General features: G+C 62.7%; 4 protein-coding genes (1 of these 4 only partly in view). 1 reads left to right on the forward strand and 3 read right to left on the reverse strand.

The annotated features are described in order from the left end of the window. From ACLH0I_RS16885 to ACLH0I_RS16895, 3 genes are all read right to left on the reverse strand, one after another. Positions 1 to 20339 carry the 5' portion of a non-ribosomal peptide synthase/polyketide synthase gene (locus tag ACLH0I_RS16885; protein WP_411384837.1) on the reverse strand. It extends 8692 nt beyond the left edge of the window, so only the first 20339 of its 29031 coding nucleotides appear in the window; it begins with the start codon at positions 20337 to 20339; its stop codon lies off the left edge, out of view. A 399-nt stretch (positions 20340 to 20738) separates the two neighbouring features. Beyond that, a complete protein-coding gene (locus tag ACLH0I_RS16890; protein ID WP_411384838.1) occupies positions 20739 to 22448 on the reverse strand; it encodes a cyclic peptide export ABC transporter in 1710 nt (569 codons plus the stop codon). Positions 22449 to 22482: 34 nt separating this feature from the next. Beyond that, positions 22483 to 23544 (reverse strand): TauD/TfdA family dioxygenase, encoded by a 1062-nt coding sequence (locus ACLH0I_RS16895; RefSeq protein ID WP_411384839.1) that lies wholly within the window; start codon positions 23542 to 23544, stop codon positions 22483 to 22485. A 952-nt stretch (positions 23545 to 24496) separates the two neighbouring features. Between ACLH0I_RS16895 and syrB1 the strand changes: the two genes are divergently transcribed. Next, positions 24497 to 26344, forward strand: a complete 1848-nt coding sequence (syrB1, locus tag ACLH0I_RS16900; RefSeq protein ID WP_411384840.1) for a syringomycin E biosynthesis L-threonine--[L-threonyl-carrier protein] ligase SyrB1 — start codon at positions 24497 to 24499, stop codon at positions 26342 to 26344. The last annotated feature ends 15 nt before the right edge of the window (positions 26345 to 26359 follow it).

Below are 26359 nucleotides of genomic sequence, written 5' to 3' on the forward strand. Positions count from 1 at the left end.
GTGGCTTTCACCCCATCGCGCACGCCTTGGTTGCTTACTTCGACCCGCAACGGCAAGGTGTTGATGAACATGCCCAGCGCCCGGTCGGCGCCATCGCCGCCCTGCATCCGACCCAGCAGGACCGTACCGAACACCACATCGTCCTTGCCCGACACACGCCCCAGTACCTGCGCCCAGGCCAGGTGAACCAGGCTGGCGGCACTCACGCCCAACTGCCGTGCTTGTGCCCGCAGACGCAGGCTCAAGGTCGCCTCGACAACGTGCCGGGCATGCTCGATGTCCTGCCCCTCGCCGCTCACGTCCTGCAAGCCGAACGGCAGCGTCGGTTCGTCGACATCGCCGAGCATCTCGCGGAAAAACCCTTCGTGCTCTTGTTGACTCACACCCAGGTGCGCTTGCGCCACATAGTTGCGGTACGGCATCGCCACGGCCAGTTGGTCGGCCTGGCCCAGCAGGTGCGCCTGCATCTCTTGCTGCACCACTTCCAGCGCCGTGTGGTCGAGGGCCATGTGGTGGAACAACAACACCGCCACCCAGCGCTGGTTGATCGCGTCTTCGGCAAAGACCAGGCGCATCAGGGGGGCCTGGGTGATGTCCAGCCTGTAGTGCTGCGGGTCGAAACGGTTCTGCAACTGCGCCGCGATCTCGCCCTCGGCAATGTCCAGGGCGATCTCTTCCAGATGCAGTTTCGCTTCGCGCCACACCACTTGGATCGGCGTATCGAAACCTTGCCACACCACACTGGTGCGCAGGATGTCGTGCCGGTCGATGACGTATTGCAGCGCGTCCACAAACGCCACCAGCCGGTCGCGACTTTGCAGTTCGAACACGGTTTTCAAGACATAGGGGTCGCCCTGCTCGGCGGCCAGGTGATGGTAGAGAATGCCGTCCTGCAGCGGCGCCAACGGGTAGATGTCCTGCACGTTCGGCGCCCCTCCTGGCACCGTCGCCACGACCCGGTCAATGGCCGCCTGATCAAGCTGGATCAGCGTGAGCATGTCCGGGGTGATCCGTTCACAGGCCGGGACAATCCGGTTTACCGGGACATCCACCTCCCGACCACTGCCGATGGCCGCGCCCAGCGCGGCCAAGGTCGGCTGACTGAACAGCACCCGCACGTCGGCGCTCAAGCCGGCCTGGCGCATGCGTTCGATCAGCGTGACCGCCAGCAGCGAATGACCGCCCAACTCGAAGAAATTGTCGTGGCGACCGACCTGGTCAACCCTGAGCAGCTCGGCCCAGAGTTGGGCCAGTAACTGCTCGACCTCGCCTTGCGGCGCTTCATATTCACGGCTGACGTAGGCGTCGCTGTCCGGCGCCGGCAGTGCACGGCGGTCCAGTTTGCCGTTGGCGGTCAACGGCAGTCCGTCGAGGCGAACATAGGCCACCGGAATCATATAGTCCGGCAATTGCCCCTGCAGATGACTACGCAGGGTCTCGATGTGCGGCGCAATGTCCAGGTCGCGCGGCGTGAAGTACGCCACCAGGCGTTTCTCGCCCGGGGCGTCTTCACGCACCAGCACCACGACGTCCTTGACGTCATCCTGCGCGGCCAACCGGGCTTCGATCTCGCCCAGTTCGATACGGAAACCGCGGATCTTCACCTGGTCGTCATTACGCCCCAGGTAATCCACCGTGCCGTCCGCACGCCAGCGCGCCAGGTCGCCGGTGCGGTACAGCAACGCATCCGGATCGGCATTGAACGGGTCGGCGACGAACTTCTCGGCGGTCAGCCCAGGGCGATTCAAATACCCTTTCGCCACGCCGTCGCCACCGATGTACAACTCGCCCGCCACGCCGATGGGCACTGGCTGACGATTGACGTCCAGCACATAGACTCGGGTATTGCCAATCGGACGACCGATGGGAATACCGCCCTCGCCCACGATTTTGATCTCGTGGGTGGTGGTGAAGGTGGTGGCTTCGGTCGGGCCGTAGCCGTTGAGCAGATGAGCCGGCGCGCCTTCCTTCAGGACGCGGCCGATCACCGCCGGGTCGAGCACGTCGCCGCCGACAATCAGGTAGCGCAATTGGGCGAACACCCTCATCAGCCCGGCGGCGTATTGATGGAACAGGCCGGCGGTCATCCACAGCACGCTGACCGATTGTTCGAGCAACAGCGCGTGGAAATCCGCCTGGGACAGCAGCACGTCCTGGTCGACCACCACCACGCAACCGCCATTGAGCAACGGTGCCCAGACATCGAGGGTGCTGGCGTCGAACGCCGGGTTGGAGGCGAAGGCGACCCGGTCCTGGGCGTTGAAATCGGCGTAGCCGTTGTTGATCACCAACCGGTTGATCGCCCGATGGGGAACCAGCACACCTTTCGGGGTGCCGGTGGAACCGGAGGTGTACATGATGTAGGCCACTGATTCGGAGCTTTGCACCAGGCCAAGGTCATCGCAGACCTCATCCAGCACGAGCTGGTCCAGGTCCACGCGCAGCGTATTCCCGGGAACATCAGCCGTGCTCAGCGCCAGCAGAACCTGGGTGTCGCTGTCCTGCACCATGAACTGTTGCCGCTCCAGCGGCGCGCTGACATCCAGCGGTACGTAGGCGGCAGCACACTTGAGGATCGCCAGTTGGCTGACCAGCAGCTCGATGGAGCGCTCCAGTGCAATCGCCACCCGATCGCCCGGTTGCACACCAAGGCCGACCAGATGACGGGCCAGGCGATTGGCCCGGCGGTTCAATTCGGCATAGGTCAGGCGTTGCGCATTGTGTACGGCGGCAATGGCTTGCGGACGTTCCTGGGCCTGCGCCTCGAACAGGCCGTGGACGGTCCTGTCCTGGGGATAGCGCCGGGTGGTGGCGTTGAAGTCGGTCAGTATCTGTTGGCGCTCGGCTTGCGGCAGTACCGCCAGCGTCCGCAAGCGCGATGCAGGGTTGGATTCCAATGCCGTGGCCAGGCTTTGCAGCGCGGTCGCCATGTAGGCACAGACCCGCTGCGCACCGACACCGCTCGTGGCCAGGACGGTCAGGGCGAAATCTTCACCCAAGTCGTCGACACACAGCGTCAATGGGTAGTTGGTGCGTGCTTGGCCACCCAGCGTCTCAATGCCATGCCAGGCCGACAGCGCCGCCTCGGTATCGGCCTGTTCGCTGGAGTTGCGGTAGTTCAACAAGGCGCTGAACAGCGGCAGTGGCGCGACCACGCCGCTGCAACGCTGGGCCAGGGCCAGCGAGGCGTGCTCGTGGCCCAACAGTGCGGTCAGGTGCCCGTGGACCGCCTTGACGCCGGCCTTGACGTCCTGGTCGCCAACGCTCACGCGAAGCGGCAAGGTGTTGATGAACATGCCCAACGCACGGTCAGCGCCCTGGCCGCCCTGCATCCGGCCCATCAGCACGGTACCGAACACCACGTCCTGCTTGCCGGACGCCTGCCCCAACACCTGCGCCCAAGCCAAGTGATGCAAGCTCGCGACCCCCACGCCCGACTGGCGTGCCAGGCGCCGCAGCCGCCGACTCAAATCGCTGTCGAGCACCAGGCTCGCATCCTCGATGTCATGGCCGTCACCCTGCACCTGCTGCAAACCGAACGGCAGCGTGGGTTCGTCGACATCGCCAAGCATGTCGCGGAAGAACCCTTCCTGCGCCTCACGATCCACCCCCAGGCAAGCCTGGGCCACGTAGTTGCGATACGGCACCGGGACGTCCAATTGACCGGTTTGCCCCAACAGGTACGCCTGCATCTCGGCCTGTACGACTTTCAGCGCCGCATGATCAACCGCGATGTGATGGAACAACAGCATCGCCAGCCAGCGCTGGTTGGGCGTGTCTTGTGCAAAGGCCAGGCGCATCAGCGGTGCCTGGGTCATGTCCAAGGCGTAGTGCCGGGGATCGAAACGGTGTAGCAGCTGTTGGGTGATCGCTCCGGCCTGTGGGTCCAGCGCCAGTTCTTCAAGCCCCAGCCGCGCTTCGCGCCAGACCACTTGTCGAGGCTCGTCGAGACCTTCCCAGAGGATGGCGGTGCGCAAGATGTCATGACGGTCGATGACGCTTTGCAGGGCCTGGGTGAAAGCATCGAGGCGCTCGTGGCTGTCAAAGGCAAACTGCGCCTGCAAGACATAGGGGTCGCCCTGCTCGGCCGACAGGTGATGGTAAAGGATGCCTTCCTGCAGCGGTGCCACCGGGTAAATCTCTTGCACGTTGCGCGCCCCACCCGGCACGGTCGACACGATGAGATCGATGGTGTCCTGGTCGAGGCTGGTCAGCGTCAGCATGTCAGGGGTGATCCGCTCGCAGCCGAACGGGATGCCGTTGGCCGGCACGTCGATTTCACTGCCGCCACCCACGGCCGCCGCCAACGCGGCGAGGGTGGGCTGGCCGAACAGGATACGCACGTCGGCGCTCAAGCCGGCCTGGCGCATCCGCTCGATCAGCGTGACCGCCAGCAGGGAATGCCCGCCGAGTTCGAAGAAATGGTCGTGGCGACCGACGCGCTCGACCTTGAGCAACTCGGACCAGATGTGCGACAGGGTGATCTCGACCTCGCCTTGCGGGGCTTCGTAGCCACGGGTGATCACCGCGTCGAGATCCGGCGCCGGAAGCGCCTTGCGGTCGAGTTTGCCGTTCGGTGTCAATGGCAATGCGTCGAGGCGCACGTAGGCGGCCGGCACCATGTATTCCGGCAGTTGCGCTTGCAGATACGTGCGCAGGATTTGAATGTCCAGCGCTTCGCCTGGCGAATGCTGGGTGAAATAGGCCACCAGGCGCTTGTCGCCCGGCACGTCTTCACGGGCCAGGACCACGGTTTCCTTGATGTTTGGAGCCTGGGCGAGCTTGGCTTCGATCTCGCCCAGTTCAATGCGGAAACCGCGAATCTTCACCTGGTCGTCATTGCGGCCCAGGTACTCGATGTTGCCGTCCGGCAGGTAGCGACCCAAGTCGCCGGTTTTGTACATGCGGGCATTGGGAACCTTGCTGAATGGATCTTTCAGAAAGCGCTCAGCCGTCAGGTCATCACGATTGAGATAACCGCGAGCGACCCCGGCGCCACCGATATAGATTTCACCCGGCACGCCCAGCGGCACGGGTTGTTTGTGCTCATCAAGCAAATAGAACTGGGTATTCGCCACCGGTTTGCCGATATGGGCGACAAACCCGTCTTCACGGGCCATCGACACCCAGCTTGAATAAGTAGTGGTTTCCGAAGGACCGTAGAGGTTGCATAGCCGTTTGACCTGGGTCTGCTCGAACAACGCTTCCACCAAGCTGCGCTTTAAAGCTTCACCGGCGACATTGACCGTATCGACGCCTTCGCCCAACCCGCCGGACTCTAGCAACGCCTTGAGCGCCGACGGCACCGTATTGATCAAGGTGATGTCGTGCTCGCCCTGTTGCAGTTCCAGCACATTAGTGACCACTTCGATGCTGCCGCCCGAGGTCAGCGGCGCGAAGCATTCGTAGACCGCCAGGTCGAAGTTCAGCGACGTCGAGAACAGGGTTTTCGACAACGTGGCGTCATCGAACGAGCGATGGGCCCAGGTCAGGAAGTTCACCGTGTTGCGGTGTTCAATCATCACGCCTTTAGGCAGACCGGTCGAACCGGAGGTGTAGATGACATAGGCCAGGTGCGAGGACGTCAGCGCGGCAATCTCGGGATTCAGGACGGACTCGTCCTGCCACAAACCGCTGTCGAGATTGATCACCGGCATCGATGCTGCTGCCAGCAACTCAAGGGTCGCCGTCTGCGCCAACACCGCCGCTGGCGCACTGTCTTCCAGCATGTAGGCAATCCGATCCAACGGATACGCCGGATCCAGCGGCACATAACCGCCACCGGCCTTGAGGATAGCCAGCAGCCCCACGACCATGTCGATGCCACGCTCGACGCAGATCGCCACTCGCGAATCCGGCTGTACACCCTGCTTGCGCAGGTAATGGGCCAGACGGTTGGCCCGTTCGTTCAGGTCCCCATAGCTCAGGCTCTGCTCGCCACAGATCACCGCCACGGCCTCCGACGTACGCTGCACTTGCTCTTCAAACAGCCCATGAATCGTCTGCTGCTGCGGATAATTGGCCTCGGTGGCGTTGAACGCCACCAGCAGTTGCTCGCGTTCCAAGGCCGGCAGGATCGACAATTGCTGCAAGGGCATGTCCGGCTGCTGCTCGAGCATATGGACCAGGTTTTCCAGGGTGTGCCGCACATAGCCGCAGAGCCGCTGCGCACCAATGCGGGCTGGGGTCATGACGGTAAAGCTGAACGCTTCGCCCTGGTCGTCCACCGACAACGTCAACGGGTAGTTGGTCCGCTCCTCGCTACTGAGTACCTGGATACCGTTCCAGGCCGGCAATAGCTCGATCGCGGTGGTCGCCCCGGTATGGCGATAGTTGAGCAAGGCACTGAACAATGGAGTTGGTGCTTGCACGCCACTGCAACGTTGCGCCAGCGCCAATGAGGCGTGCTCGTGCCCCAGTAACGCAGTCAATTGCACATGGGTGGCCTTGACGCCGGCACGGATGCTGGCTTGCGCCACACTCACCCGCAAGGGCAGTGTATTGATGAACATGCCCAGCGCCCGATCGGCGCCCTCGCCACCCTGCATCCGCCCCATCAGCACCGTGCCAAACACCACATCGTCCTTGCCCGACACCTTGCCCAGGACTTGCGCCCAAACCAAGTGATACAAGCTCGCCGCGCTCACCCCGAGCTGACGCGCCTGGGCCCGCAACCGGCGACTGAGGCCAGGCTCGACGTCCTGGCGGACCTCCTCGATGCCGCTGCCATCGCCTTGCACATCCTGCAACTCGAACGGCAGCGTCGGTTCGTCGACGTCGCTGAGCATGTCGCGGAAAAAACGTTCGTGGGCGTCGCGGCTCACCCCCAGGCGGGCCTGAGCCACATAGTTGCGGTAAGGCACCGCGGCGCCCAACTGTTCGACCTCTCCCGAGAAACAGGCCTGTATTTCGTGTTGCAGCACTTCCAGTGCGGTGTGGTCCAGCGTCATGTGGTGGAACAGCAACATCGCCAGCCAGCGGTCATTATCCGTGTCGTAGGCATGCACAAGACGCAGCATCGGTGCCTGGGTAATATCCAGACGGTGATGCCGGGAATCGAAACGCTCATGCAGTTGCGTCGCGGCATCGCCGTCGACCGGGTCCAGCGCGACCTCTTGCCGTCTCAACTGGGCTTTGCGCCAGACGATCTGCAAGGGTTGCTCGAACCCTTCCCAACGTATCGATGTCCTGAGAATGTCGTGACGATCGATCACCTGTTGCAACGCGCGCGAGAAGTCCTCCAGACGCCCGTGGGTCTCGAAAGCGAACAGCGTCTGGAGCAGATAGGGATCGCCCTGCTCGGCCGAGAGGTGATGGTAAAGAATGCCTTCCTGCAAGGGAGCCAGCGGGTAGATGTCCTGCACATTGCGCGCACCGCCCGGTACGGTCGATACGATGCGCTCGATAGCGTGCGGGTCCAGAGCGACCAGCGGCAGCATTGCCGGGGTGATGTGCTCACAGTCCAAGGGAATCAAGTTCGCCGGGACGCTGACCTCGCTGCCACTGCCGACGGCGGCGGCCAGCGCGGCCAGGGTCGGTTGGCTGAACAGCACGCGCACGTCGGCACTCAAGCCGACCTGGCGCATCCGCTCGATCAGGCTGACCGCCATGAGCGAATGCCCGCCCAGCTCAAAGAAATTATCGTAACGACCCACCTGCTCGACCTTGAGCAGCTCGGACCAGATCCGCGCCAGCGCCGTTTCGACCTCGTCTTGCGGGGCTTCATAACCACGGCCTGAATAGGCATCACTGTCAGGGACCGGCAAGGCCCGACGGTCGAGTTTACCGTTCGGCGTCAGGGGCAAGGCGTCCAGGCGCATGTAGGCCGCCGGCACCATGTGGCCGGGCAAGTGCACCTGCAGTTGTTCGCGCAGGTTGTCGGCTGTCAGCCCTTGGTCCAGGCTGTCGTGCGCCGTGTAGTACGCCACCAGCCGCTGGTCATCCGGGGCCTCTCCCACCGCGACGACAACCGCCTCCCGCACACCGGCGCAAGCGCCAAGCCTGGCCTCGATTTCACCCAGTTCGATACGCAGGCCACGAATCTTCAGTTGGCTGTCGTTGCGCCCCAGGTAGTCGATGTTGCCGTCCGGCAAGTAGCGCCCCAGGTCACCGGTGCGGTACATCCGCGCCTCCTGCACGGTGCTGAACGGGTCCTTCACAAAACGCTCGGCGGTCAATTGCGCACGGTTCAAATAACCCCGTGCAACCCCGGCGCCACCGATGTACAGCTCACCCGCGACGCCGACCGGAACCGGTTGCAGGTGGGCATCGAGCAGGTAGACCTGAGTGTTGGCCACCGGCCTGCCGATATGCAGCACCGCTTGCGAGGCATCGATCCGCCCCGAGGTGGCCACCACTGTGGTTTCCGTGGGGCCGTAGTTGTTGATCAGTTCGAAAGGCAGATCGGCCGGAAGTTTGCGCAGGCGGTCACCGCCAATCAGCAAGGTGCGCAATTGATCGTGTCCCAGGTTGCGGCCAAACGCGTATTCGGCAATGGGCGTGGGCAGGAAGCACACGTCCAGCGCCTGGGCCTGCCACCAGTCGAGCAGCGCGCCGACGTCCTCGCTGCCCGCCTGGGCCGGCGGCAACAGCAACGTCGCCCCCGCGCACAACGAAGGCCAGATCTCCCAGGCCGCCGCATCGAAACCGAAACCGGCGACACTGGAGGTGCGGCTGCCGCGTTTCACATCGAAGGCCTGGCAATGCCAGCCCACCAGGTTGCTGAGGTTGCGATGCTCGACCATCACGCCCTTGGGCAGGCCGGTCGAACCGGACGTGTAGATGACATACGCCAGGTGATGGGCTTCGAGCCCCGGCACCTCGGGGCTGGAGACGGATTCGTCCTGCCAATCGCCGCTATCGAGATTGATGACCGGCACCGAGCCAGCGGCCAGCAAACCCTGGGTGGCGGTCTGCGCCAACACCGCAACCGGTGCGCTGTCCTGCAACAGGTAGGCAATACGTTCCGCCGGATACGCCGGGTCCACGGGGACATAGCCGGCCCCGGCCTTCAGCACGCCCAACAGGCCGACGACCATTTCCAGGCTCCGCTCGACACAGATCGCCACCCGGTCGTCCGGCCGGACGCCCAAAGCCAAGAGGTGATGCGCGAGCTGGTTCGCCCGGGCGTCGAGTTCGCCGTAGGTCAGCGCCTGGTCTGCATACACCACCGCCACCGCTTGCGGGTTGGCCGCGGCCTGGGCTTCGAACTGCCGATGGATCAGCAGGTCATGGGTATAGGTCGCCCCTGTCGCATTCCAGGTCTCGAGTAATTGCTTGCGTTCGGCCGGCGGCAAGATTGCCAGGCTGTGCAGCGGCGTCTGTGGTGCATGTTCCAGCGCGTCGACCAGGCTTTCCAACGCCACTTGCATATAGCCACAGATGCGTTGGGCACCGATCCGGGACTCGACCAGCACCGTCAGGCTGAAGTCTTCACCCAGGTCATCGACGCTCATCGTCAGCGGATAATTGGTGCGTTCTTCGCTACCCAGTGCTTCGATGCCTTGCCAGGCTGACGAGGTTTGCAGCGCGATGGGCTCGGCGACCGAATGTCGGTAATTGAGCAACGCGCTGAACAACGGCGTCGGCGCCATGACGCCGCTGCAACGTTGGGCCAACGCCAGGGAAGCATGCTCATGCCCCAGCAGCCCACTCAGGCGCGCATGGGTCGCCAGCACGCCGGCCCGCACACTTTGCGCACCGACCTGCACGCCAATCGGCAAGGTGTTGATGAACATTCCCAGTGCACGGTCAGCGCCCTCGCCGCCCTGCATCCGGCCCATCAGCACCGTGCCGAACACCACGTCTTCGCGACCCGAGACCCGGCCCAGTACCTGGGCCCAGGCCAGGTGATGCAAGGCTGCCGCACTCACCCCCAAGCGGCGGGCCTGGGTACGCAGGCGTCGACTCAAGTCGGACGCGATAGCCTGTCGGGCTTCCTCGATACCGCTGCCATCGCCAAGGACATCCTGCAGACCGAACGGCAGCGTCGGCTCGTCGACGTCGCCGAGCATCGCACGGAAAAACCCTTCGTGTTCTTCACGACTCACACCCAGGCATACCTGGGCCACATAGTTGCGGTAAGGCACCGCCTCGCCCAACTGGCCGGCCTGGCCCAGCAGGTACGCCTGCATCTCGTGCCGCACCACTTCCAGCGCCGTGTGGTCGAGCGCCATGTGATGGAACAGCAACGTCGCCACCCAACGCTGGTTGACGGTGTCCTCTGCGAACCGGACGCCCATCAACGGCGCCTGGCGGATATCCAGGCGCTGGTGACTGACGTCGAAGCTCGCCTTCAACTGGCTGAGAATGTCACCGTCCTCATGCTGCGGGACGACGTGCTCAATACCCAATACCGCCTTGCGCCAGACCACTTGCACCGGTTCGTCCAGCCCTTCCCAGGCCATGGATGTCCTCAAGATGTCGTGGCGGTCAATGACGCTTTGCAGGGCCTGGGTGAACGCGTCGAGGCGTTCGCGGCTGTCAAAGGCAAACTGCGCCTGTAGCACGTAGGGGTCACCTTGTTCGGCGGCCAGGTGATGATAAAGAATGCCTTCCTGCAGCGGCGCCAACGGATAGATGTCCTGCACGTTGCGCGCACCGCCCGGCACGGTCGACACGATGCGGTCGATGGCATCCTGGTCGAGGCTTGTCAGCGTCAGCATGTCGGGCGTGATCCGCTCGCAGTCGGGCGTAATCCGATTGACTGGCACCACGATTTCGTTGCTGCCGCCCACTGCCGCCGCCAACGCCCCGAGGGTTGGTTGCCCGAACAAGATGCGCACGTCGGCGCTCAAGCCAGCCTGGCGCATCCGCTCGATCAGGCTGACGGCCAACAGCGAATGCCCGCCCAGTTCGAAGAAGTGATCGTGGCGACCGACCTGTTGCAGGCCCAGCAGGTCTTGCCAGATCCGCGCCAGGGTGGTTTCAACCTCGCCGTGCGGGGCTTCGTAGCCACGCGTCACCAGCGCATCGAGGTCTGGCGCCGGCAGGGCCTTGCGGTCGAGCTTGCCGTTGGGGGTCAGTGGCAATGCATCCAGGCGCACGTAGGCCACCGGCACCATATAGGCCGGCAACTGCGCTTGCAGGTGCGCGCGCAGGGCTTCGATGTCCAGCACTTCACCCGACGAATGCTGGGTGAAATAGGCCACCAGGCGCTTGTCGCCCGGCACGTCTTCACGGGCCAGCACCACGGTTTCGTTCAAGGCCTCGTGTTGAGAGAGCTTGGCTTCGATCTCGCCCAGCTCGATGCGGAAACCGCGGATCTTGACCTGATCGTCGTTGCGACCCAGGTATTCGATGTTGCCGTCCGGCAGGTAGCGGCCCAGGTCGCCGGTTTTGTACATGCGGGCATTGGGAACATTGCTGAATGGGTCTTTCAGGAAACGCTCGGCGGTCAGGTCATCGCGGTTCAAATAACCCCGCGCCACCCCGGCGCCACCGATGTAGATTTCACCTGGCACGCCCAGCGGCACCGGTTGTTTGTGCTCGTCCAGCAGGTAGAACTGGGTGTTGGCCACCGGTTTGCCGATATGGGCGACAAACCCGTCTTCACGGGCCATCGACACCCAGCTTGAATAAGTAGTGGTTTCCGAAGGACCGTAGAGGTTGCATAGCCGTTTGACCTGGGTCTGCTCGAACAACGCTTCCACCAGGCTGCGCTTCAAGGCTTCACCGGCCACGTTGACGGTGTCGACGCCCTCGCCTACACCGCCAGACTCCAGCAACGCCTTGAGCGCCGACGGCACCGTATTGATCAAGGTGATGTCGTGCTCGCCCTGTTGCAGTTCCAGCACATTAGTGACCACGTCGATGCTGCCACCCGAGGTCAACGGGGCGAAGCACTCATAGACCGCCAAGTCGAAGTTCAGCGAGGTCGAGAACAAGGTTTTCGACAGGGTTTGAGCGTCAAATGAGCGATGCGCCCAAGTGAGGAAGTTCACCGTGTTGCGGTGTTCGATCATCACGCCCTTGGGCAGACCGGTCGAACCCGAGGTGTAGATGACGTAAGCCAGGTGCGAGGACGTCAGCTCATCCACCTCGGGATTCTGGATGGATTCGTCCTGCCACAAACCACTGTCGAGATCGATCACCGGCATCGATGCTGCTGCCAGCAACTCAAGGGTCGCCGTCTGCGCCAACACCGCCGCTGGCGCACTGTCTTCCAGCATGTAGACAATCCGATCCAACGGATACGCCGGATCCAGCGGCACATAACCGCCACCGGCCTTGAGGATAGCCAGCAGCCCCACGACCATGTCGATGCCACGCTCGACACAGATCGCCACCCGCGAATCCGGCTCCACGCCCTGCTTGCGCAGGTAATGGGCCAAGCGGTTGGCCCGCTCGTTCAACGCGCGATAAGTCAGGCGTTGCTCGCCGTGAATCACCGCGACGGCATCCGGCGTACGCTGCACCTGTTCCTCGTACAGCCCATGAATCGTCTGCTGCCGCGAATAGTCGGCCTCGGTGGCGTTGAATGTCACCAGCAGTTGCTCACGTTCCGCCGCCGGCAAGATCGTCAAATCAGCCAATGACGCCCCAGCCGCACCCTCCAACGCCACGACCAGGCTCGTCAATGCCGCTTCCATATAAGCGCCGATCCGTCGTGCGCCGATTTCGGCCACCGCCTGAACGGTCAGGCTGAAGCCTTGGCCGAGATCGTCCACCGACAGCACCAGTGGATAGTTGGTGCGTTCTTCGCCACTCAGTTCCTCAATCCCTTCCCAGCTCGACGACGTTTGCAGCGCGTCAGGCTCGGCGAGCGAATGACGGTAGTTGAGCAACGCACTGAACAATGGCGTCGGTGCAACCACGCCGCTGCAACGCTGGGCCAACGCCAGGGAAGCATGCTCATGGCCCAACAGCCCGCTCAGCCGCGCATGGGTCGCCAGCACACCGGCCCGCACGTTTTGCGCACCGACGCGCACACTGATCGGCAAGGTGTTGATGAACATGCCCAATGCCCGATCAGCGCCCTCGCCGCCCTGCATCCGCCCCATCAACACCGTGCCGAACACCACGTCTTCGCGCCCCGAAACCCGACCCAGCACCTGGGCCCAGGCCAAGTGATACAGGCTCGCGGCGCTCACGCCCAATTGGCGCGCCTGCAGGCGCAGACGGCGGCTCAGTTCCGTCGAGATAGCCTGCTGCGCCTCCTCGATACCGCTGCCATCGCCACGGACGTCCTGCAAGCCGAACGGCAGCGTCGGTTCGTCGATGTCGCCGAGCATCGCGCGGAAAAATGTTTCGTGTTCTGCACGGCTCACACCCAGGCACACCTGGGCCACATAGTTGCGGTAAGGCACCGCCTCGCCCAATTGGCCGGCCTGACCCAGCAAGTGCACCTGGATCTCGTGGCGCATCACTTCCAACGCCGTGTGGTCCAGCGCCATGTGATGGACCAGTAGGGTCGCCAGCCAACGCTGGTTGACGGCGTCCTCTGCGAACCGAACCCACATCAACGGCGCCTGGCGGATATCCAGGCGGTGGTGACTGACGTCGAAGCTCGCTTTCAACTGACTGAGGATGTCGCCCGCCTCAGGGCCCAGGGCCACGTGTTCAGCACCCAGTACCGCCTTGCGCCAGACCACTTGCACCGGTTCGTCCAGCCCTTCCCAGGCCATGGATGTCCTCAAGATGTCGTGGCGATCGATCACCCCCTGCAAGGCTTGGGTGAACGCGTCGAGACGCTCGCGGTTGGCGAAGGCGAATTGCGCCTGCAGCACGTAGGGATCGCCATGTTCAGCGGCGAGGTGATGGTAAAGGATGCCTTCCTGCAAGGGAGCCAGCGGATAGATGTCCTGCACGTTGCGCACACCGCCCGGCACCGTCGATACGATGCGGTCGATGGCCTCCTGACTCAACGTCGCCAGCGGCAGCATGGCTGGGGTGATGTGTTCGCAACCCAAAGGAATCAGGTTTGCCGGGACAGTCACCTCGTTGCCAGTGCCCACTGCGGCGGCCAGCGCGGCCAAGGTCGGTTGATTGAATAATATGCGCACATCGGCGCTCAACCCGGCCTGGCGCATCCGTTCGATCAACGTGACCGCCAACAGGGAATGGCCGCCCAGCTCGAAGAAATGGTCGTAACGACCGACTCGCTCGACCTTGAGCAGGTCTTGCCAGAGCTGCGCCAGGGCGATTTCGGTGTCGCCTAGCGGGGCTTCGTAGCCACGCGTCACCAGCGCATCGAGGTCTGGCGCTGGCAGGGCCTTGCGGTCGAGTTTGCCGTTGGGGGTCAGGGGCAATGCATCCAGGCGCACGTAGGCCACCGGCACCATGTAGGCCGGCAACAATGCCTGCAGGTGGGCGCGCAGGGTTTCGATGTCTACTGTTTCATCCAGCGAGTGCTGGGTGAAATAGGCCACCAGGCGCTTGTCACCCGGCCTGTCTTCACGGGCCAGGACTGCGGTTTCGTTGATATTTGGAGCCTGGGCGAGCTTGGCTTCGATCTCGCCCAGCTCGATGCGGAAACCACGGATCTTGACCTGATCGTCATTGCGGCCCAGATATTCGATGTTGCCGTCCGCCAGGTAGCGGCCCAGGTCTCCCGTTTTGTACATGCGGGCATTGGGAACATTGCTGAATGGGTCTTTCAAGAAACGCTCGGCGGTCAGGTCGTCGCGGTTCAAATAACCCCGCGCCACCCCAGCACCACCGATGTAAATTTCGCCCGGTACGCCCAGCGGCACCGGTTGTTTGTGCTCATCCAGCAAGTAGAACTGGGTGTTGGCCACCGGTTTACCGATGTGCGCGGCAAACCCGTCTTCGCGGGCCATCGATACCCAACTTGAGTAGGTCGTGGTTTCCGACGGGCCATAGAGGTTGCACAGGCGCTTGACCTGCGTCTGTTCGAACAACGCTTCCACCAGGCTGCGCTTGAGCGCTTCACCGGCGACATTGACCGTGTCGACGCCCTCGCCCAGCCCACCGGACTCCAGCAACGCCTTGAGCGCCGAGGGCACGGTGTTGATCAGCGTGATGTCGTGCTCGCCCTGTTGCAGTTCCAGCACATTAGTGACCACGTCGATGCTGCCGCCCGAGGTCAGCGGCGCGAAGCATTCGTAGACCGCCAGGTCGAAGTTCAGCGAGGTCGAGAACAAGGTTTTCGACAGGGTTTTAGCGTCAAACGAACGATGCGCCCAGGTCAGGAAATTCACCGTATTGCGGTGTTCGATCATCACGCCTTTAGGCAGACCGGTCGAACCGGAGGTGTAGATGACATAGGCCAGGTGCGAGGAGGTCAACTCTGCCACCTCGGGATTCAGGACGGATTCGTCCTGCCACAAACCGCTGTCGAGATTGATCACTGGCATCGATGCTGCTGCCAGCAACTCAAGGGTCGCCGTCTGCGCCAACACCGCCGTCGGCGCACTGTCTTCGAGCATGTAGGCAATGCGGTCCAGTGGATACGCCGGATCCAGCGGCACATATCCGCCGCCGGCCTTGAGAATCGCCAGCAACCCGACAACCATGTCGATACCGCGCTCGACGCAGATCGCCACTCGGGAATCGGGCTCCACGCCCTGCTTGCGCAGGTAATGGGCCAGACGGTTGGCCCGCTCGTTCAACGCACGATAAGTCAGACGCTGCTCGCCACGAATCACCGCCACGGCATCCGGCGTACGCTGGACCTGTTCCTCGAACAACCCATGAATCGTCTGCTGCCGCGGGTAGTCGGCCTCGGTGGCGTTGAACGTCACCAGCAGTTGCTCGCGCTCCAATGCCGGCAAAATCGTCAAATCCGCCAGTGACGATTCAACCGCACGCTCCAACGCCGCCGCCAGGCTCGTCAATGCCGCTTCCATATAGGCGCCGACTCGCCGCGCGCCGATTTCGACCACCGCTTGAACGGTCAGGCTGAAGCCTTCGCCGAGATCGTCCACGGACAAGGTCAGCGGGTAGTTGGTGCGTTCTTCGCCGCTCAGAATCTGCGCCCCGGCCCAGCGACGCCCTTCACCGACCTCCTTGGGTGCCTGCGCCGCCACGGCAGTCTGCCGGTAGTTCATCAGCGCGCTGAACAAGGGGGTCGGCGCGGCGACGCCGCTGCAACGCTGCGCCAGGGACAACGGCGCGTGCTCATGCCTGAGCAGGGTCGCCAACCGTGCGTGGGTCGCTTTCAGCGCGGCCAATACCCCCTGCCCCCCCGCCTCGACGCGCAAGGGCAGCGTGTTGACGAACATGCCCAGGGCATGGCCGGCTTCCTGCCCACTGTGCAGGCGGCCCATCAGTACCGTGCCGAACACCACCTCCTGGCGACCGGACAAACGCCCTACCACCTGACCCCAGGCCAAGTGGTGCAGACTGGCCGTACTCACGCCCAGGCGCCGTGCCTGGGTACGTAGCCGCTGGGCCAGGTCGGCGGCCAGCGGCAACACGATTTCTTCGACACCGACACCGTCGCCCTGCACATCCCGCAGACCGAACGGCAACGTCGGTTCGTCTATGTCCCCCAGCATCTCGCTGAAGAACGCCTCATGGTGTTCTTGATTGCCCGCCAACCGCACCTGCGCCACATAGTTGCGGTAAGGCACCGACACCGGCAGTTCAGCCGACCGGCCCGCCAGATGCGCCTCGATCTCCTTGCCCAACATCCCCAGGGAGGTGGCGTCGTCAATCAGGTGATGGAACAACAACACCGCGACCCAGTTGCCGTGGGTCATATCTTCGGTGAAATGGAGGCGCATCATCGGCGCCTGGCGCAGGTCGAAGCGGGTGTGACGCGGATCGAAACGGCGCTGCATCTGGCCGGCGATATCGCCTTCAGCCGCGTCCAGCCCGAGTTCTTCGACCATCAGCCGTGCCTGGCGCCAGACCACTTGGACCGGCTCGTCCAAGCCTTCCCACGCCACCGAGATGCGCAGAATGTCATGGCGTTCGATCGCCACTTGCAGGGCCTGCACAATCGCATCGAGCTGTTCGCGACTGTCGATGCGCAACAGAATCTGCAACAGGTACGGATCGCCTTCCTCGGTCGCCAGGTGGTGATACAGGATGCCTTCCTGCAACGGCACGAGCCCGTAGATATCCTGGACGTTGGCTACGCCGCCCGGTATTGCCGCGACCACCCGATCGATCTCGTCCTGGGTCAGTGTTGCCAGTGGCAGCATGTCCGGTGTGATGCGTTCGACCCCATGGGCAATCCTGTTGCCCGGTACGGCGATGCCATTGCTGGCACCTGTGGCGGCGGCCAGCGAAGCCAACGTCGGCTGGCCGAAGAGAACCCCCACATCGGCGTGCAGCTTGACCTGGCGCATGCGTTCGATCAGCTTGACCGCCAGCAAGGAGTGGCCGCCCAGTTCGAAGAACCGATCGTGTCGACCCACCTGTTCCACACCGAGCAGCTCGGCCCAAAGCCTGGCCAGCACAGTTTCCACTTCGCCTTCAGGGGCTTCGTAGTTGCGACGGGCATAAGCCTGTGAGTCAGGCGCCGGCAGCGCCTTGCGGTCCAGCTTGCCGTTGGTCGTCAGTGGGAGCGCATCCAGCAACACGAATGCACTCGGCACCATGTAGTCCGCCAACAGACCCAGCAATTGGTCTCGCAGGTCAGCCGCCGAGAGTTGCGCGCCGGCGTCGGCCACGACATAAGCGACCAGGCGCCTGTCCCCCGGACTGTCTTCCCGGGCGATCACCACCGCGTCGCGCACCTGCGCGCATTCCGTCAGCTTCGCCTCGATCTCACCCAGTTCAATGCGGAAACCACGGATCTTTACCTGTTCATCGTTACGCCCCAAGTATTCCAGTTCGCCGTTTTTCAACCAGCGGCCAAGGTCCCCGGTACGGTACATTCGCGCATGAGCCGCGCCGTCGAACGGGTCGGCGAGGAATCGCGTTTCGTTAAGCTCGGGCCGGTTGAGGTAACCCCGCGCCACGCCCGCGCCTCCCACATACAACTCGCCCTCCACGCCTACCGGCACCGGTTGGCCGTACTGGTCGAGCAGGTACAGGCGCAGATCGGGAATGCGCTTGCCGATGGGACTCACGCCGGTCGACTGTGCGTCGGCGGCTTCAAGCGGACGGTACGTCACGTGCACCGTCGTTTCGGTGATGCCGTACATGTTGACCAGTTGTGTCCCGGCATTGCTCCCACGGGCATACCACGGCTTGAGCATCCCGGTTTCCAGCGCTTCGCCGCCAAAGATCACCTGGCGCAGGCTGTGGCGTAGATCGCTGTCACCCTGGGCCGCGATCAGTTGCCGGAAAGCGCTTGGCGTCTGGTTCAGCACGGTCACACCGGTCTCGCATAGCAGCGCATAGCAGTCTTGCGGGGAACGACTGACCAGTTGCGGCACCACCAGCAAGCGGCCACCGTGGGTCAACGCGCCCCAGATTTCCCAGACCGAGAAATCGAAGGCGAAGGAATGAAACAGCGCCCACACGTCCTGCGGACCAAAATCGAACCAGGGCTGGGTCGCCGAAAACAGCCGTGCAACGTTACGGTGCTCGACCATCACGCCCTTGGGCAGGCCGGTCGATCCCGAGGTATAGATCACATAGGCCAAGTGGTGAGAAGCCAGGGCGCGCACATCAGGGTTGAACCGTGGCTGTGCGCTGATACCCGCCGCCTCGGCCTGGTCGAGCAACAACACCGGGACTTGCAAGGCGGGCAGCTGAACCTGCAGCGTCGATTGAGTGAGCAAAGCAACCGGCGCACTGTCGTCGAGCATGAAGGCCAGGCGCTCCCGAGGATAGGCCGGATCCAGCGGCACGTAGCCAGCACCGGACTTCAGGATGCCCAGCAGGCCGACGATCATGTCCAGGCCGCGCTCAACACAGATCGCCACCCGGTCGTCCGGGCGGACGCCGAGGACCAACAAATGGTGCGCCACCTGGTTCGCCCGGGCGTTGAGTTCGCCATAAGTCAAGCAGTGGTCTTCGTGCACCACCGCTACCGCGTCGGCTTGCGCCCGCGCCTGCGCTTCGAACAGGCCATGGATCGTGTGGTCATGCTCATACGTGCGCGCATCGCTCGCGTTCCAGGCCAGAAGCATGTCCGCTTCGGTCGCGGTCGGCAGAACAAAGCCCTCGATTGGCAACGTATCGTCGCGCAAGCCTTGTTCCAGCACATGCATGAATCGGTCGGCCATCGACTCGATTTCATCGGCCTGGAAGTAGCTTTCGTTGTAGATCCAGTGCAGCCAGGCATTATCGTCGTGCGGATTGCTGCGGATATGGATGGACAGCGGCATCTGCTCCTGGCCGTTCGAACCCATCACAAAATGAGCCGGCGCCTGTCCGAACATGAACCGACGATCTTCCTGCTCATAGGAAAATGAAACGTCGAACAGTTGCGCGCGGTTGTCGCGCCGCAGCTCCAGCGAACGGTTCATCTCGCTCAGGGGGAACCGCTGGTTGCGATAATCCTGTTTGAGTGTGCGGGTCACGCCACGTATCAACTCACTAAATGACAAGTCGCTGGCGAACTTGAACCGCACGGCACTGACCTGCGTGAACAACCCCGCCGTTTTCTTGAAGGTTGCATTGGGTCGGTTCAGGATCGGCAGGCCGATCACCAACTCATCGCGCTGGGTGCTCCGTATGAAAAAGACATACAGTGCAGCCAGCAGCACCGAAAAACGTGACGCCTGGTGCGCTTGCGCCAAGACCTCGATTCGGTCGCTCAAGCTGTGGGCGAAGCGATACAAGGCTTGAGCACTGGGCGCCAAGCCCCCGGGCTGCTTATCATGGTGACGCGCGACGAACAGTGGATCCGGAACGTCCTGGTATTTGTCCAGCCAGTACGCCTCATCGAGCTTGAAACGAGGGGAATCACGATAGCGGGCATCTTCGTCGATGAAGCCGACATAGGACGGTGCCGACACGTCAGGCGGCTGCTGGTTTTCCAGGGCGTCATAAAGCTCACCCAGCGAAGTGAGCACCAAGCCGACGCCCCACCCGTCCAGGATGATGTGGTGAAGGTGCATCACAAAATAAAACGACGAGTCACCGAGTTTAGCCAGATAGAAACGGAATAAAGGGCTTTCATCCAACCTGATGGCGACCGCCATCCTTTGTTGCATCCAGGCATGGACCGCTGCCTCCGGATCAGGCCGATCCGAAAAATCCAGCACGGGAACCCGCGCCTCCAACGTCTCTGCCATGGTCTGCATGGGCACGCCGTCGGCGCCGTAGTGCAACACCGTACGCAGGGCATCATATTTTTCAATCAGCAGGTCGACCGCCTGCTGAAAACGCTCAGGATCGATGGCGCCCTGGATATGGAGATAGCCACCAATGTTGTACAGGGGGGAATCGCCCTTAGTCATCTGGTCCAGCCAGATGTCCCGCTGTGCTGTCGTCAGGGGGTAATGTGTCGAGCGCTGGAGAAACTGATTCATACCTGCCCCTCCGACACGCGCACCCACAACGCACCGTCCGGCGCCCAGCGGCCCCGTCGTTTTTCGTGACCCCGGTCAGCCGCCAGGCCTGTTGCAACAACGCCACCCACAGCACGCGCAAAGATAAATTCCATACGTTCCTTCTCAGAGATTTGTCAGTGCTGCCCGGGATAAACGCAACAGGCACGCCTGGAGTTGATGCAGATCCGCGCAGGCAGCCAGCGCGGCACGATGTCGATGATGGTCACCTGGACGAAAGGGTCGTCCGGGGCATGGCATCGCCACCCGACAGCAGGTTCGCGCCTGTCGGGTCGAGATGATGCCGAGGGGCGTTCATCCGTTTGCCAAGGTGTTGTCGCGACAACATCGCAAGCCGGACGATGTTGTCGGAACGGACATTCAGGCTCGCTTGTCGCGCAGGGCGCAGTTGATGTCGGAAACGATCTGGCCATCCGACAACTTGATGATGCGATCGGCCAGTTGGAAATACTGGTCGTCATGGGTAATGATCAGCACCGTCTTGCCACGACGCTTGAGGTCGGGCAGCAGCTCTTCGTAGAAGAATTTCTTGAATGGCGGATCCTGGTCCGCGGCCCATTCGTCCAGTACGTAGACCGAGCGGTCTTCCATGTAGGCGCACACCAGCGCCAGGCGTTTTTGCTGGCCATAGGACAAGGCCTTCGTGGTCGAATAGCCCAGCCCTTCTATCTTGATCTTGTCGGCCAGCCCCAGGGTTTCCAGGTACTTGCGCGCCAGCGTCGGGTTGCCGTCCTCTTCGTCGGGGCCGATGAGGCGGTTGAACAGGTGGAAATCGGAAAACACGGCGGAGAACAGATCGCGATAGTCGTTGCGACTTTCATCGGTGACCGGCTTGCCATCGAGCAGGACCTCACCGCCCTGGGGAATGTAGAGCCCGCAGATGAGCTTGGCCAAGGTGCTTTTGCCGCAACCATTGCCACCGACGATGTAGATCAACTCACCGGTTTGCACCGTCAGGTCGATGGGTCCCAGGGAGAAACCGGTCTCTGCGTGCAGTTCGTGGTAATGCATGCTGACGGCCTTCAATTCGATCCGATTCCACGACTTCTTGTGCTCCAGCAGGTGAACCTTGGGCACCTCGGTCTCGATGGGCTCCGGGTGCGGATCGTTGATCGAGAAACCAAATTCCGAAAGACGTGTACAGGCCACCCGGCCCGCCGCCATCAAGGGCATGGCCGTGACCAGCAATGACAGCGGGCCCATGATGTACAACACAGCCAGTACGCTGGCGGTCATGATTTTCGGATCGACGACGCTGAACAGCGGCGCGGCGAACAGCAGGCAACCGATCAACAATGACAGCGTGAACTGCCCGACGTTGTCGGCGGCGGTGTACCACAGGCGCTCAACGAAGTTGTAGCGTGCCACACGGGTGGAAGACGCCTCGATGGCCGAGCGACCGAACCAACGACGCCGCACGCCATTGAGCTTGAGCTCCTTGAGGCCGAACACCAGGGCGTGGGTGTATTCATTGAACGCGGTGTATTCATCCCGTACGCGGGAAGTGTTCCTGACGCCACAGGAAAAGAAGAACAGGTACAGCCCCACCCCCAGGATCATCAGCGAAACCGTCAGGGCCAGGACCACCCACGACAGGTAGGCCAGGTAGCCGATGCCGAACAGAAAGACCGTCGTTTCCACCAGGACCGTGGGCATGATGATCAGCGTCGTATTCAATTGCGGGATGTCGTTGGTCAACATCGTCAGCACATTGGGCGGACCGCGCCGGTCCACTTCTTCCAGCGGCGTGGCGAGAATCTTGCGACACAGCGCAATGCGCAAGCGCGTCATGATCCGCATGCTGGCGTAGGCCGGAAACAATGCCGCACCGTTGCGCAAGATCAGCGCCGTGGCACTGAGCCCGATGAACCAGTACAGCGCCTGCAGGCGAGAGCCGTCATTGTGGATAGCCTCATTGATCACGCTCACCACCGCGATTGACGCAACCCCGCTGATGACACCGCAGATCAACGTAAAGAGCGTCAGCCAGGGATGGTTACGCCACAACAGGCGCATGACCGAGCCCGGTTTTGGCTTCTTCTCTTTCTTCGCGTTCTGCTCGTTTTTCATGGGTTGCTATCCTCGAATGGAGTCACGAAAGGGCTCACGCCGGTCGCCATACATCGCCCCGAGCGGTCATTTCGCCCATCGCCACGACGATGAGGCGTGGTTCCTCGTAGGGATCGCGAGCGTGGGCGGCCAACATGTTGTCGAGCATCACCACATCGCCCTTGCGCCAGGCGAACCTGACCGCACAAGCCTCATAGGCCTCGCCGAGCAACGCCATGACGTCGTCTTCTATCGGCGTTCCATCGCCGTAACTGACCATGCGCGGCAGGCGATCGGCGCCGAACATATCGAGCAGGTCTTCACGCATTTCCTCGCCGAGACAAAACGGATGGTGCAGCTGTACCTGGTTGAAAAAAGCCCGCTCCCCGGTTACCGGATGCTGGATAACCGCCGGACAAAGGGTGCGCACTTGCAGGGTTTCGTCGTCGAGCCATTGGAAATCGGTGCCCTGCTCCCGGCAACGCTGTTCGACGACGGCGCGCTCGGTGGTGCCGAAAAACGACGCCCAGCTCGGCTCGACACCGGCGGTGAAGGTGCGGCTGTAGCTCAGGCCTTTCTGTTCGAACCGGGCGACCACCTGCGGCGGCAGGCATTGCAGGACTTGGCGGATGTCGGCCAGCGGCGTCGCACCGCCCACCCGTGAGGGCTGCTCGCAATAGAACCATTGCTTGCGCGGCCAGCTTTCCAGGTGCGAACTCTCGTTGTGATACAGGATCATTTCGCGCTCGGGATAAGGCGTGGAGCGGTAGACGTTGCGTCCGCCCTCCTTCTTCGGCAGGTCGCCGTAGCTGCCGTGCAACCCGGGCGACAAGGCTTCGGCGAACGCCTCGAAGGCCGGCACCGAGCCGAGATCAAAACCGCGAAACAGCACCGCTCCGTGGCGACACAGCAACGCCTCGATGGCCTCGCGATGGGTGCTGGCCCACAACGAAGGATCCAGCCCGGGGTCGATCGGCTCGATCACCACCGGCAAACTCAAACCGTCGGCGAGCAACGACAGCCTGACCGATTCGCCGGCCCCGTGACCTGGCCAGACAAGCGAATCCGCCATCCCGTCAGCGGGCATGACGGGCAAAGCGTCAGTTTGAAGACTCATCAATAACTCCTGAACCACGGATCGTCGGATCCACGTCGCAGGGCCGGACCAATGCGACCCACCATCGGGCAAGGATAAAAACATTGATCGGGGGGGATGTCTGGCACCGCAAACCGGGACAGAGGTTGTCGTGGGTTTACTTAGGTCGTTTCCGGAGCTGCTGATCTTCCGTTCCGAGAGGGGTGTTTTTTGGTGTTTATATCCGTTGCTGCGGTAGGCGGTGGGTCAGTTTGCTCTGATGTTGGATGTGCCGGCCTCTTCGCGAGCAGGCTCGCTCCCGCAGGTGATCTTGGGTGCTCATGAGTCTTGTATTCACTGCGATCCATTGTGGGAGCGAGCCTGCTCGTGAAGGCGGTGGGTCAGTTTGCAGTGATGTTGGATGTGCCGGCCTCTTCGCGAGCAAGCTCGCTCCCACAGGTGATCTTGGGTGCTCATGAGTCTTGTGTTCACTGCGGCCCATTGTGGGAGCGAGCCTGCTCGCGAAGGCGGCGGGTCAGTTCGCAGTGATGTTGGATGGGCCGGCCTCTTCGCGAGCAAGCTCGCTCCCACAGGTGATCTTATGTGCTCATGAGTCTTGTGTTCACTGCGGCCCATTGTGGGAGCGAGCTTGCTCGCGAAGGCGGTGGGTCAGTTCGCAGTGATGTTGGATGGGCCGGCCTCTTCGCTAGCAAGCTCGACCTTAAGTAGCCGTTACCACGGCAACGGATATACACACCAAAACAGAGTCCCCATCGGCCCTTACACCGATGCACCGACACACGTCGATCCAAACCAGCCTCGCTTGTCCCCATTTCCCGCGACAGACGCCGACACAAAGTCGGTGCTGAAATGCGCGAGCTGCGAAATGCACAGGTACCGCAAACGATGCCGTGGGTCGCAGTGACGTCTCGAGCACATCGGTTTGCGCAACACGCAAACACGGTGTGCCTGGCATTTAACAGGAGCGTTAGTCATGCCGATTAAGAACACTGGCGGATCGGTCAACCCCGCGCCAGCCCCCCTCACGCACGGTGCATTCCTGCATGAAACATTCGTCGCCCGGGCCCGTGAATTCCCTGAGCGAACCGCGGTGTCCGACGCCTCTCGCTCATTGAGCTACGCACAACTCGACACTGTCTCGTCGCAGTTGGCGGCCCGGCTTCGCCAGGAAGGCGTCCGGGACGGCATGCTGGTGGGGATGTGCCTGCCACGTGGCGTCGACCTGGTCATCAGCCTGCTGGGCATTCTCAAGGCCGGCGGCGCCTACGTCCCGGTCGATCCGCAATACCCGGGCAAGCGGGTCGAACACATCGTGCGCGACAGCGGCCTGGGCCTGATGATCGGTGAACTCGCCGACCTGCCGCGAAGCGCGTCCGTGCGCGTCCTGTCCCTGGCCGAGCTGCTGGCCGGCCCGGCCCTGCAACCGCTGCCCGCCGACGACCAGCGCAACCCCGACGAGGCAGCGGCCTACGTCATCTACACCTCCGGCTCCACCGGTGAGCCCAAGGGTGTATTGGTGGCGCACGGCAACGTCAGCCGCCTGCTGGAAAGCACTCAACGCTCGTTCGCCTTCACCGAAAACGACGTCTGGTCGATGTTCCACTCCATCGGCTTCGACTTTTCGGTCTGGGAAATCTGGGGAGCCCTTGCCCACGGTGGCCACGTCGCCGTGGTGCCCTACGATGTGTCGCGCTCGCCAAGTGGCACGCGTCAATGGCTGGCCGACCAGGGCGTCACCGTGCTGAGCCAGACGCCATCGGCGTTCCGTGGCCTGGATGAAGCGGACCGTTCTGCCAGTGCGCCATTGGCCCTGCGTTATGTGGTGTTCGGCGGCGAGGCGCTGCCCGCCACTGTGCTGCGACCGTGGGTCGAACGCCATGGCGACCAGACGCCAGCCTTGATCAACATGTACGGCATCACCGAAGCCACCGTCCACACCACCTTCAAACGGGTGCTCGGCCAGGACCTGGAAAGCGCCGCCATGGTGTCCATCGGCACGCCACTGAATGGCTGGCGCCTGCACCTGCTCGACGCCGACCGGCAACCGGTGCCGCAAGGCAATGCCGGTGAACTGTACATTGAAGGTGCCGGTGTAGCGCTGGGCTACCTGAGTCGTCCAACCCTGAACGCTGAGCGCTTCGTCCAGTTGCCGGGTACCCCAAGCCGTGCCTATCGCACCGGCGACCTGCTGGTGCTGGGTGACGACGGCGAATACCGCTACGCCGGTCGTTGCGATGAACAGTTGAAGATCCGCGGTTTCCGCATCGAACCGGGCGAAGTCGAGGCGTGCCTGCAAGCCAGCCCGGCCGTAACCGCCGCCCACGTGGCCGGTCACGACTACGGCGATGGCGACTGGCGCCTGGTGACCTATGTGGTACCGACCCATGGCGTGACGGCCTGGACCGAACAGGTCCGCAGCGAAGTGGCCGCACAGGTGGCCGCGAGCCTGCCGGACTACATGCGCCCTTCGGCCTACATCCCACTGGCGGCATTGCCGGTCACCGACCACGGCAAGATCGACAAGAGCCGCCTGCCCTCGCCCGAATCGATCCCATCGACCGAGCTCCACGCCAGCGAACCGGGCCTCACCGAACAGGAGCAGTTCGTGCTCAAGGTCTGGTCGGACGACATCGGCCTGAAGAACATCGGCCTGAACGATGACTTCTTCGATTTCGGTGGCACCTCCCTGGCCCTGATCCGCTCGTTGAGCACGCTCAAGGCCCATTACCGGGTCAACCTCGACCCAGGTGTGCTGGCCGATGGCGCCACCGCCAAAGTGTTGGCCGGCTGTATCCAGCGTTCCCTTGTTCAAGCCCATTGATCGAAAAGGAGAAGT

Origin of the sequence: Pseudomonas sp. MPB03 (assembly GCF_046605385.1) — a bacterium.
GTDB lineage: Bacteria > Pseudomonadota > Gammaproteobacteria > Pseudomonadales > Pseudomonadaceae > Aquipseudomonas > Aquipseudomonas zanjanensis.

Coding starts and splice junctions, on each gene's coding strand:
- ACLH0I_RS16890 (WP_411384838.1), bottom strand. CDS start 22,448: ATGAAAAACGAGCAGAACGCGAAGAAAGAGAAGAAGCCAAAACCGGGC.
- ACLH0I_RS16895 (WP_411384839.1), bottom strand. CDS start 23,544: ATGAGTCTTCAAACTGACGCTTTGCCCGTCATGCCCGCTGACGGGATG.
- syrB1 (WP_411384840.1), top strand. CDS start 24,497: ATGCCGATTAAGAACACTGGCGGATCGGTCAACCCCGCGCCAGCCCCC.